General features: G+C 71.6%; 12 protein-coding genes. 6 read left to right on the top strand and 6 right to left on the bottom strand.

Annotation, left to right across the window (positions count from 1 at the left end):
• Together nadC and Q0283_RS10235 are read left to right on the top strand one after the other, a co-directional pair.
• Positions 1-666: carboxylating nicotinate-nucleotide diphosphorylase (nadC, locus tag Q0283_RS10240; RefSeq protein WP_298044483.1), on the top strand; the 666-nt coding region annotated here is incomplete at its 5' end.
• Entirely contained in the window at positions 663-1,811 is a 1,149-nt protein-coding gene (locus tag Q0283_RS10235; protein WP_298044481.1) for a cysteine desulfurase family protein, read from the top strand. The genes nadC and Q0283_RS10235, both read left to right, overlap by 4 nt.
• 18 nt (positions 1,812-1,829) lie before the next feature.
• Here Q0283_RS10235 and Q0283_RS10230 read toward each other — a convergent pair whose 3' ends face one another.
• A complete protein-coding gene (locus Q0283_RS10230) occupies positions 1,830-2,477 on the bottom strand; it encodes a hypothetical protein (protein ID WP_298044479.1) in 648 nt (215 codons plus the stop codon).
• Between the two features lie 144 nt (positions 2,478-2,621).
• Here Q0283_RS10230 and Q0283_RS10225 point away from each other — a divergent pair, with 144 nt between their 5' ends.
• Positions 2,622-2,831 (top strand): dodecin, encoded by a 210-nt coding sequence (locus Q0283_RS10225; protein WP_183527238.1) that lies wholly within the window; start codon positions 2,622-2,624, stop codon positions 2,829-2,831.
• Between the two features lie 18 nt (positions 2,832-2,849).
• On the opposite strand, the gene Q0283_RS10220 is transcribed toward Q0283_RS10225, so the two are convergent.
• Positions 2,850-3,383, bottom strand: coding sequence for an isoprenylcysteine carboxylmethyltransferase family protein (locus Q0283_RS10220; protein WP_298044477.1), 534 nt, complete (start codon positions 3,381-3,383; stop codon positions 2,850-2,852).
• Between the two features lie 83 nt (positions 3,384-3,466).
• Entirely contained in the window at positions 3,467-5,386 is a 1,920-nt protein-coding gene (locus Q0283_RS10215) for a glycoside hydrolase family 15 protein (RefSeq protein WP_298044474.1), read from the bottom strand.
• 185 nt (positions 5,387-5,571) lie between these two features.
• On the opposite strand from Q0283_RS10215, the gene Q0283_RS10210 reads away from it, so the two are divergent.
• From Q0283_RS10210 to Q0283_RS10200, 3 genes are all read left to right on the top strand, one after another.
• Positions 5,572-6,969, top strand: coding sequence for an MFS transporter (locus tag Q0283_RS10210; protein ID WP_298044472.1), 1,398 nt, complete (start codon positions 5,572-5,574; stop codon positions 6,967-6,969).
• An 86-nt stretch (positions 6,970-7,055) separates the two neighbouring features.
• The gene (gene arfB, locus Q0283_RS10205) at positions 7,056-7,496 is read left to right on the top strand and encodes an alternative ribosome rescue aminoacyl-tRNA hydrolase ArfB (RefSeq protein WP_298044470.1); all 441 of its coding nucleotides are present in this window, start codon (positions 7,056-7,058) and stop codon (positions 7,494-7,496) included.
• Between the two features lie 138 nt (positions 7,497-7,634).
• The gene (locus Q0283_RS10200; protein WP_183527248.1) at positions 7,635-7,997 is read left to right on the top strand and encodes a cupin domain-containing protein; all 363 of its coding nucleotides are present in this window, start codon (positions 7,635-7,637) and stop codon (positions 7,995-7,997) included.
• Positions 7,998-8,003: 6 nt separating this feature from the next.
• Here Q0283_RS10200 and Q0283_RS10195 read toward each other — a convergent pair whose 3' ends face one another.
• The 3 genes from Q0283_RS10195 to ychF are packed head-to-tail and all read right to left on the bottom strand — an operon-like array spanning position 8,004 to position 11,143.
• Positions 8,004-9,665 carry an ABC-F family ATP-binding cassette domain-containing protein gene (locus Q0283_RS10195; RefSeq protein WP_183527250.1) on the bottom strand — a complete coding sequence of 554 codons (1,662 nt, stop codon included), beginning with the start codon at positions 9,663-9,665 and terminating at the stop codon, positions 8,004-8,006.
• Positions 9,666-9,687: 22 nt separating this feature from the next.
• Positions 9,688-10,056, bottom strand: coding sequence for a zinc ribbon domain-containing protein YjdM (locus Q0283_RS10190; RefSeq protein WP_183527252.1), 369 nt, complete (start codon positions 10,054-10,056; stop codon positions 9,688-9,690).
• A complete protein-coding gene (gene ychF, locus Q0283_RS10185) occupies positions 10,049-11,143 on the bottom strand; it encodes a redox-regulated ATPase YchF (protein WP_183527254.1) in 1,095 nt (364 codons plus the stop codon). The genes Q0283_RS10190 and ychF overlap by 8 nt, the downstream gene beginning before the upstream one ends.
• Positions 11,144-11,197: the final 54 nt, after the last annotated feature.

Raw genomic sequence — 11,197 nt, 5'->3', positions numbered from 1 at the left:
GACCCGGAGCTGTCCGTGAGCACCTGGGTCCAGGACGGGGCGGCGTTCGAGGCCGGCACCGTGCTGGCCGAGGTCAGCGGCCCGGCGCGCGCGATCCTGCGCGGCGAGCGGATCGGCCTGAACTTCGTCCAGCGGATGTCCGGCATCGCCACCGAGACCTCGCGCTACGTGGCCGCGGTGGCGGCCACCCCCGCGCGGATCGTGGACACCCGCAAGACCACCCCGGGCCTGCGCGTCCTGGAGCGCCAGGCGGTGCGCGACGGCGGCGGCCACAATCACCGGCACTCCCTCTCGGACGCGGTGATGGCCAAGGACAACCACCTGGCGTTCCTGGCCGGTGCCGGCGTCAGCCTGACCGAGGCACTGGTGCGGGCCCGGCACCTGCTCCCCCACACGGCCCACCTGGAGGTCGAGGTCGACCGGCTGGACCAGATCCCGGACGTGCTCGCCGCCGGGGTGGACACGATCATGCTGGACAACTTCACCCTGGACGAGTTGCGCGAGGGCGTGGCGATCATCGGCGACCGGGCCATCGTGGAGGCCAGCGGCGGCGTCAGCCTGGACACGGTCGCCGACATCGCCGCCACGGGCGTGGACGTGATCTCCGTGGGGGCGTTGACGCACAGCGTGCGGTCCCTGGACCTCGGGCTGGACGTGGGGACGTGATCTACCTCGACCACGCCGCCACCTCCCCCGTGCGGCGCGAGGCGCTGGAGGCGATGTGGCCGTACCTGACCGGGGACTTCGGCAATCCCTCCAGCCACCACGGCCTGGGCGAGTCCGCCGCGGCCGGGCTCGAGGCCGCCCGGCGGTCCGTGGCCACGGTGCTGGGCGGGCGCGCGGCCGGCGTCGTGTTCACCGGCAGCGGCACCGAGGCGGACAACCTGGCCGTCAAGGGCATCGCCCTGGGTGCGCCGCGTGGCCGGCACCTCATCACCACGCCGCTCGAGCACGAGGCGGTGCTGGCCTCGGTGGACTACCTGGTCCGCGCGCACGGTTTCACCGCCGATCACCTCACCCCGGACGAGCACGGTCTCGTCTCCCCGGCGGAGCTCGCCGGGCTCATCCGTCCGGACACGGCGCTGGTCTCCGTGCAGTACGCCAACAACGAGATCGGCACCGTCCAGCCCATACCCGAACTGGCGGCGGTGGCGCGGGAGCACCGGGTGCCGTTCCACACGGACGCGGTGCAGGCGGCCGGTTGGCTGGACCTGGATGTGGGGCGCCTGGGCGTGGACGCCCTGAGCCTGTCCGGGCACAAGGTCGGGGCCCCCAAGGGGGTCGGCGTCCTGTGGGCCCGCAGCCGGCTGGCCCTGGAACCCGTCGTGCACGGCGGCGGCCAGGAGCGCGGCCGGCGCAGCGGCACCGAGAACGTGGCCGGCGCCGTGGCCCTGGCCACCGCCCTGGCGGCCGCCGAGGCCGAGCGGGCCGGCGTCGGGCCCCGGGTGCGCGCCCTGCGGGACCGGTTCGTCGAGCAGGTGCTGCGCGAGGTGCCCAGCGCGCGGCTGACCGGAGATCCGCAGCGGCGGCTGCCGGGGACGGCGTCGTTCGTGTTCGCCGGCACGCACGGGGAGGCCGTGCTGCTGGAACTGGAACGGCGCGGGGTCGTCTGCTCCTCCGGGTCCGCCTGCGCAGCCGGCTCGGATGAGCCGTCCCACGTGCTCACGGCGCTGGGCGTCCCGGCCGGACTGGCCAGGACCGCGGTGCGGTTCACCTTCGGCCCTGACTCCGCGGAACAGGACGCGGAGCTGGCGGCGAGCGCCGTGCGGGACGCCGTGGTGGCGGTGCAGGGGCTGCAGACCGCGGGCTGACCCGGCCCGCCCGGCCGCTCAGCCGGCCACGCCGGTCCATCCGCAGAAGGCCAGTCCCACGACGATCCCGACGATCGAGCCGAGCACCACCTCGGCGGGCTCGTGCCGGGCCAGGCGCACCCGGGACCAGCTGACGCCGAACCAGAGCGGGACGAGGACGGCGAGCAGTGTCCAGGCCCCGGCGACGGCGGGGACGACCACGGCGGTCAGCGCACCGATGAGGGCGTGGACACTGACCTTGATGCGGGTGTTCAGGGCCATCACGACCAGCAGGGTGCCCACGGCCAGGACCACCGCGGCCCGCATCACGGTGCCGGTGGGCACGAGGAAGGCCAGGGCCGCCCCGAGGAGGATGGACCCGAGGGCCAGGGCGTAGAACAGATGCCGTTGGGTCCGGTGGACGATGAACTTGTCCGTGACCACCTTCCGGTGTGTCATCACGAGGGAGATGGCCTGCGGCACGACGGCGATCGGCACGACCGTGAGCAGCGCGCTGCGCGCCCAGTGGGGATCGGTGTGCACGGCCACCACCACGAGGACCACGGCGACCAGGACGAAGGGGCTCGCCGCCTCCGTCAGGACCGTGGCCAGCCGGTCCAGCCCGCGCGCACCGGCCCTGCCTCCGCGGCCGTCGTGCCTCGTCAGGTCGTTCGTCGTTCCCGTCATCGTGCCCCTTCCCCGGCCAGTCTAGGAGCCCGAGGGACCGCCGCCGTGCGTGGCACGGGGTCTGGCCGCGGCGGGGCAGCCTCCGTTACGGTGGCCAGCACGACCCCCGGGCGCACCGGCCCGGGCCGAACCCCGGAGGACACCATGGCCAACAACGTGTACAACGTCACCGAGATCGTCGGGACGTCCCCTGACGGCGTCGACGCAGCGGTCACCAACGCCGTCACGGAGGCGGCGAAGACGTTGCGGAACCTGGACTGGTTCGAGGTCCAGTCCATCCGGGGTCATATCGAGGACGAGCGGATCGCCGACTGGCAGGTGACCATCAAGCTGGGCTTCCGGCACGAGGGCTGAGCCGTGCGGGAGCTCCCCTCACCCGGCATCCTGACGGCCTGGGAGTTCCCCCGCGGGCCGGCGGACCTCGGTCACGGCCCCCTCCTGCAGGCGGGCGGCGGAGCGCCGGTCCAGCCACCGGGGCACGGCGGCACAGTAGTCCTCGTACGCGGCGCCGAACCGCTCGCGGAGTGCCCGTTCCTCCGCGGGGATCTGGGTGCGGTCCATCAGCATGACGAAGGCCGCCACCGGGACCCACGCGGCCCAGCGGCCCCGCCGGATGGCGTGTGCGGCCAGGAGCCCGGCCATGCCGAGATACATCGGGTTCCGGGTGACCACGTTGGGCCCGCTGGTCACCAGGGTGGAGGCCCGCTCCGGTTCCCGGGGGTCGACCGTCGTCCGGTACACCAGGAACTGGGCCGACGCCCCGATCATCGTGACGGCAGAGGCGGTCGCGACCGTCTGGGCAGCTGCCCGCCGGAGCGGTCCTGCTGTCGCGCCGGCCGGCAGGATGCGCTGCAGGGCGGCGGCGGACAGTGCCAGAAGGGGCGGGGGGATCCGTGGGTTCTCCATCCAGTGATTGTGCAGGTCACGGCACGGAGGCACCAGAGGTGAGGCGTGGCACCCCGCCCCGGACCGGCTCTCCGGGTGTCAGCTCACCCGGCCGGGGCCGCGTCCGCATCGTCCCCAGCGCCCGGGGCAGCCAGCGTGGCCTCCCGGGAGCGGCGCCGGGACTGCGCCGGCGGGGCCAGGTCGAGCTGCCGGTCCAGCGCGAGGGCCGCGTCGATGAGCGCCAGGTGCGTGAAGGCCTGCGGGAAGTTGCCGATCTGCTCGCCCGTGAGGGCGATCTCCTCGGAGTAGAGGCCCAGGTGGTTGGCGTACGTCAGCATCTTCTCGAAGGTGATCCTGGCCTTGTCCAGACGACCGGACTCGGCCAGCGCGGCGACGTAGGCGAAGGTGCACAGCGAGAACGTCCCCTCCGTGCCCCGTAGGCCGTCCGGCGAGGCCTCGGGGTCATAGCGGTACACCAGGCTGTCGGTGACCAGCTCACCGTCCATCGCCTTCAGCGTCGAGGTCCACATCGGGTCGGTGGGGCTGATGAACCCGAGTGTCGACATCCTCAGCAGCGAGGCGTCCAGCACGTCGGTCTCGTAGTGCTGGCGGAACGCCTGCCGGGTGGGGCTCCAGCCGCGGTGCATGATCTGGGTGTAGATGGCGTCCCGTTCGGCCCGCCACCGCTCCAGGGGCGCGGGCCGCCCGTTGTCCGTGGCCAGCCGGATGCCGCGGTCAAGGGCCACCCAGTTCATCAGGCGGCCGTAGGTGAAGTCCTGGCGGCCGCCGCGGGTCTCCCAGATGCCCTCCTCCGGCTGGTCCCAGTTCTCGGCGACCCAGTCCAGGAGGTCGCAGATCCGGAGCCAGCCCTGATGGGTGGCCCGGAGACCGTGGCGCGAGGCCACGTAGAAGCTGTCCATCGCCTCACCGTAGATGTCCAGCTGCAGTTGTCCGGCCGCCCCGTTGCCGATGTGCACCGGCCTCGACCCGCGATACCCCTCCCAGTGGTCGAGGACCTCCTCCGTGAGGTCGGTCGATCCGTCGATGCGGTACATGATGTTCAACGGGCCGTTCCCGCCGGGGTGCGCCTGGTCCTCCATCCGTTCCCTCAGCCACCGGGCGAGCGCCGCGGCCTCCTCGGAGAACCCCAGTCCCAGCAGGGAGTAGACGGAGAAGGACGCATCACGCACCCACGTGAAGCGGTAGTCCCAGTTGCGCTCCCCGCCGATCTGCTCCGGCAGGCTGGCGGTCGGTGCCGCGACCAGGCCGCCGCTGGGCGCGTAGGTCATGAGTTTGAGCGTGATGGCGGAGCGGTGCACCATGTCGCGCCACCGCCCCGCGTACGTCGACCCCCCGAGCCACTCCTCCCAGAAGTCCACCGTCTCGTCGAACAGCCGCCAGACCTCGGCCACGCGCACTGACCGGACGGGGCCGGCCACGCCCGTCTCGATGAACAGGCCCCGCGCCTGGCCGGCGGCCAGGGTGAGCTCGACGTGCACGTCGCCGCCGTCGAGCACCCGCACCCGGCCCAGTCGCTCGTCGTCGGGTTCGCGGACCAGGTGCGCCGTCATCGACGTGCGGGGGCCCTCGAAGACCGCACCGTCCTCCGTGACGCGGGTCTGGTGTGGCTCGCGCCCGTAGTCGAACCGCGGGGCGACCTCGATCTCGAAGTCCATCTGCCCGCGCACGCACCGCACCATGCGGACCAGGCGCCGGCCCGGAGTCGCGGCCGGACCGGCCACCGGCATGAAGTCGACCACCTCCCCCACGCCGGCCTCGGTGATGAACCGGGTGACCAGCACCGCAGTGTCGGGGAAGTACATCTGCTTGCCCGTGAAGACCTCCGCGGTCGGGCGCACCCGGCAGCGGCCACCGTTCGCGGCGTCGAGCAACGCCCCGAAGACGCTGGGCGAGTCGAACCGCGGTGCGCAGAACCAGTCCACCGACCCGTCGGTCGCGACGAGCGCAGCGCTCTGGAGGTCACCGATCAGACCGTGGTTGGCGATGAGCGGGTAGTCGGTCATGGCAGAACCCTTCGTTGGACGACGGGGCCGCACCGCCGGCGGTGCAGACGTGTCGTTCTCAGGGTCGGGCGTCGGGACCGCGGCCGCATCATACGCGGCGGGTGATGTTCCGGGATGCCCGACGGCGGCACGATGGCCACGGGCCCCGGGCGCGGGGACAGGTCTCGACTCGAGTGGGGTGCCAGATGACCGGAAACGGAATGGACGACCGACCATCACGTGCCCAGCGCGGGGCGCTCCTTCCCCTCGCCCTGGCACAGTTCATCTGCAGTTTCGCGGGATCGAACATGAACGTGATGATCACCGACATCAGCGAGGACCTGGACACCACGGTCCAGGGCGTGCAGATCGCGATCACGGTCTTCCTGCTGGTCATGGCGGCCTTCATGATCCCCGGGGGAAAGCTCACCGTCCGGTACGGCCGCAAGCGGTGCTTCATCACCGGCCTCATCGTCTACGGCGTCGGCGCGCTGGTCAGCGCCGTGTCCCCCGGACTGGGTGTGCTCATCCTGGGCAACTCCCTCCTCGAGGGCATCGGCACGGCGCTGCTCATCCCGCCCGTCTACATCCTCGCCACGCTGTACTTCGCCGACCTCACCTCACGGGCACGGGCGTTCGGCACCATCAGCGCGATGGCCGGCGTCGGGGCCGCGGCCGGGCCGCTGATCGGTGGGGCCATCACCAGCTTCATCAGCTGGCGTGCCGCCTTCGTGTTCCAGGCGCTGATCATCGCGGTCATCGTGCTGCTGAGCCGCCGGCTCGTGGATCCCCTGCCGGCCGAACCGGACCGGCCGTTCGACACCATCGGCGCGGCGACCTCGGCGGCGGGTCTCATCCTCATCGTCGCGGGCATCCTGGCCGCGGACGACAACGCCTGGCTCATGCTCGCCCTGCTCGCGGCCGGCGCCCTCCTGCTGACCCTGTTCTTCACGATGGGGCGGGCCAAGGAACGGGCCGGGAAGGAGCCCCTGCTCTCGAGCGCCATGTTCCGCGACCGGACGGCCAACCTGGGGATGATCACGCAGAACCTCCAGTGGCTGATCCTGATGGGCGTCTCATTCACGGTGGCTGCCTACCTCCAGGTGGTCCGGGGTTACGGTGCGATCGAGTCCGGCGTGATCTTCACGTTCGCCACCCTCGGGATCCTGCTGTCCTCGATCGGTGCCCAGCGCTTCGCGGAGCGGCGGCCACAACGGACCCTGATCATCGCGGGTTTCGCCATCACCGTCGTCGGCATCGGCGTCCTGATCCTGATGGTCGACGTCTCCCCCAGCGCCTGGGCGTTCTCCCCGGGCCTGTTCCTCATCGGTTTCGGTCTCGGCGGCATGCTCACGCCCTCGGTGAACATCGTGCAGTCCGCCTTCGCCGACGAACTCCAGGGGGAGATCTCCGGACTGTCCCGGAGCGTGTCGAACCTGGGCTCCTCGCTCGGCACGGCGATCGCGGGCACGATCCTCGTCGCGGGCCTGTCCACCGGCGCCTACGCCACCGCGATGATCGCACTGGCCGTCGTGGGGCTGCTCGGACTCGGGCTCGCCACGTTCCTGCCGCGCACCCCGGCCCCGACGGGTGCCCGTGCCTAGCGTCACAGCGGTAGGACGGATGTCGAGGAGGATCCTGGTCCCGGCCCCGCCCGGTGCCATCGTCCGCGGTGAGGCACACTGGTCGGGTGGATGACCTGCACGTGCCCCCGGGCCCCGGAGCACCCCGTGGCCTCACGGTGCCGGAGGCAGAACTGGTGGAGCAGTTCTCCCGGTCCTCCGGTCCCGGGGGCCAGGGCGTCAACACCGCGGACTCACGCGTGCAGCTCAGCCTCGACCTGCGGACGACGACGGCGCTGAGCGACACCCAGCGTGCCCGCGCCCTCGACCGGCTCGCCGAGCGGCTCACCGGGTCGGTGCTCACCATCACCGCCTCCGAGCACCGCTCGCAACGACGGAACCGCGCCGCCGCGAGGCAGCGCCTCGCCGGACTCCTGCGCGAGGCCGTCGTCCCGCCGGTCCCGCGACGATCGACCCGGCCCACGCGTGGCTCACAGCGTCGGCGGCTGGAGGCGAAGGGCAGGCGGTCCGAGGTCAAGCAGAACCGTCGGCGTCCGCGTCACGACTGAGGCCCCGGCGGGGACGGCAGCACCGTGGCGGCCCGCCTCCGGCCGGGCGACGACCGTGCCCCGATGCTTGCGGGCCCCCGGGGAGCGGGCCGAGAATTGCCGTGGGTCCTGACGACCCACGGAGCGAAGGAGATTCCGATGTCGGACTATGAGCTGAAGAACGTCTCGGCTCCCGACGAGGTCAGGGAGTTCCCGCTGGGCACGGGCGAGATCGTCACCATCGGGGGTGGGCAGGTTGCCCTCATCACCCTGCAGCCCGGCTGGAAGTGGTCGGAGCACGTCAAGCCGGTGGCCGGCACCGATCTCTGCGAGGCGCCGCATTTCCAGTACATGATCTCCGGTCAGGTGCACATCCGGATGGCGGACGGCAGCGAGTTCGACGCCCGCGCCGGTGACGTGGTGGTCGTCCAGCCCAGGCACGACGCCTGGGTCGTCGGGGACGAACCCGCGGTCACGGTCGACTGGGGCGGCGCGCACGTGTGGGGCAAGCCGCAGGGCTGAGGGGCCTCAGCGCCGCCGCTCGGTGACCTGGCCCGCCTCGACGTCCCACCACCGGTCCGTGCGCACAGTCGCGAGCATCCTGCGGTCGTGCGTCACCAGCAGCAGCGCCCCGTCGTAGGACTCGAGGGCCTGCTCCAATTGCTCGATGGCCTCCAGGTCCAGGTGGTTCGTGGGCTCATCGAGGACCAGGAGGTTGACCCCGCGCGCCTGCAGCAGGGCCAGCCCGGCACGCGTGCGCTCCCCCGGGGACAGTTCGTCCACGGGACGGTTCACGTGGTCCGCCCGGAGCCCGAACTTGGCCAGCAGCGTTCGGACCTCGCCCGTCGCCAGCTCCGGGACGAGCGCCTCGAACGCCCCGGCGAGCGGCCGGGTCCCCGCCAGCAGGGAACGTGCCTGGTCGACCTCCCCGATCTGCACGCTGGTTCCGAGGGTGGCGGACCCCTCGTCCGGCAGGTGCCGGCCGAGAAGTCCCCGGAGCAACGTCGACTTGCCGGCCCCGTTCGGACCCGTGATGCCGATGCGCTCCCCCGCGTTCACCTGGAGGGACACCGGCCCGAGCGTGAACGACCCGTGCCGGAACACCGCCGCGCTGAGCGTCGAGACCACCGAGCTCGATCGCGGTGCCGCGCCGATGCTGAACTCGAGCCGCCACTCCTTGCGCGGCTCCTCCACCTCCTCGAGCCGCGCGATCCGGCTCTCCATCTGCCGCACCTTCTGGGCCTGCTTCTCACTGGACTCGGTCGAGGCCTTGCGCCTGAGCTTGTCGCTGTCCGGCGCCTTGCGCATCGCGTTGCGCACGCCCTGGCTGGACCACTCCCGCTGGGTCCTGGCCCGGACGACGAGGTCGGCCTTCTGCCCGGCGAACTCGTCGTAACGTTCCCTCAGCTGCCGGCGGATCGTCGCCCGTTCCTCCAGGTACGAGTCATAGCCCCCGCCGTACACGCGGTTCGACCCCTGCGCCAGGTCGAGTTCCAGCACCCGTGTCACGCAGCGCGCGAGGAACTCCCGGTCGTGGCTGACCAGCACCACACCGCCGCGCAGGCCGCGGACGAAGTCCTCGAGCCGCTCGAGGCCGTCGAGGTCGAGGTCGTTGGTGGGTTCATCCAGCAACACGATGTCGAAACGCGAGAGGAGCAGCGCCGCCAGTCCCACGCGGGCCGCCTGGCCTCCCGAGAGCGAGGTCATCAGCGCCTCCTCGACCGGGACGCCGTCGAGGTCGAATCCGAGCTCCGCGAGTACGGCCGGAAGCCTCTCGTCGAGATCGGCGGCGCCGCTGGCCAGCCAGCGGTCCAGCGCGGACGCATAGGCGTCGTTCGCGGCCTCGGCGTCCACCGGTTCGGCGAGCGCCTCGGCCGCCGCGTTCATCTCCCGGGTCGCCTGCGCGCATCCGGTCCGCCGGGAGATGTAACCGGCCACGGTCTCACCGGCGACCCGTTCGTGCTCCTGCGGCAGCCAGCCGACGAACGCGTCAGCGGGAGAGAGGGACACCGACCCTGCCTGCGGGGCGTGGACACCGGCGAGCAGCGAGAGCAGCGTCGACTTCCCGGCGCCGTTCGCGCCGACCACCCCGACCACGTCCCCGGGCGCCACCGTCAGGTCCAGCCCGTCGAAGAGGGTGCGGTGGCCGTACCCGCCCGCCAGCCCGGCGGCCACCAGTGTCGCGGTCATCGTTCACTCCTGTCCGAACAGGTCAGAGGACCTTCTTGACGACGCTCGACTTCAACTGGATCCGCCCGAAACCGGGCACCGTGGCGTCGATGTCATGGTCACCCACGCCGTCGGTGATGAGGCGGATTCCGCGCACCTTCGTGCCGACCTTCACGACTCCGCCGCCACCGCCCTTGACCTTGAGGTCCTTCGCGATGGTCACGGTGTCGCCGTCGGCCAGGGGGTTCCCCACCGCATCCCTGATCCCGGCCGGCGTCTGCTCGGGAGCCTCACCGGCGGTGCCGTCGTCGGCAGCCCACTCGTGCCCGCACATGGGGCACACCAGCAGCGGGCCCTGCTCGTAGGCATACGCCTCACCGCACTCGGGGCAGGGCGGGAGCGCGTCAGACATTGAAGCGGAACTCCACCACGTCGCCGTCCTGCATGACGTACTCCTTGCCCTCCATGCGGACCTTGCCGGCGGCCTTGGCCTCGGCCATGGAGCCGGCGGCCACGAGGTCCTCGAAGGACACGATCTCGGCCTTGATGAAGCCGCGCTCGAAGTCGGTGTGGATGACGCCGGCGGCCTTGGGGGCGGTGTCGCCCTTCTTGATGGTCCAGGCGCGGGCCTCCTTGGGCCCGGCGGTCAGGTAGGTCTGCAGCCCCAGGGTGTGGAAGCCGGTGCGGGCCAGCTGGTCCAGCCCGGACTCGTCCTGGCCGTTGAGCTCGAGCATCTCGCGGGCCTCCTCCTCGGAGAGCTCCACGAGGTCGGCCTCGAGCTTGGCGTCCAGGAACACGGCGTCGGCCGGGGCCACGAGGTCGCGCAGTTCCTGCTGCCTCGCCTCATCACCGAGCACGCCCTCGTCGCAGTTGAACACGTAGATGAACGGCTTGGCGGTCAGCAGGCTGACCTCGCGCAGCCACTCGGTCTCGGGCGCGTCCTTGGCCTTGCCCTGCACGGCGGCGTAGATCGTCTCCCCCCGCTCGAGCACGGCCAGGGCGGACTGCAGGGCCTCGAGCTCGGCGGCGTCGCGCTTCTTGCCCTTGACCTCCTTCTCGACGCGCGGGATCGCCTTCTCGACGGTCTGCAGGTCGGCGAGGATCAGCTCGGTGTTGATGGTCTCCATGTCCGAGGCCGGGTTGATCTTCCCGTCCACGTGCACCACGTCCGGGTCGTCGAAGGCGCGCACCACCTGGGCGATCGCCTCGGCCTCGCGGATGTTGGCCAGGAACTGGTTGCCGAGCCCCTCGCCCTCGGAGGCGCCCTTGACGATGCCGGCGATGTCCACGAAGGACACGGTGGCCGGCAGGATCTTCTGCGAACCGAAGATCCCGGCCAGCGTCTCGAGCCGCTCGTCCGGCAGGTTCACCACCCCGACGTTCGGCTCGATCGTGGCGAACGGGTAGTTCGCCGCGAGCACGGTCTGACGGGTCAGGGCATTGAAGAGGGTGGACTTGCCCACGTTGGGCAGGCCGACGATTCCGATAGTAAGAGCCACGGTGGTCCATCCTACCGGCGTGCGGGGCGGCGCCCGGCAGGGCGTCCGGCAGGG

This window comes from uncultured Citricoccus sp., assembly GCF_937871995.1.
Lineage (GTDB): Bacteria > Actinomycetota > Actinomycetes > Actinomycetales > Micrococcaceae > Citricoccus.
The sequence above is the reverse complement of the archived record's forward strand: the minus strand, read 5'-3'. Positions and strand labels throughout refer to the sequence as shown.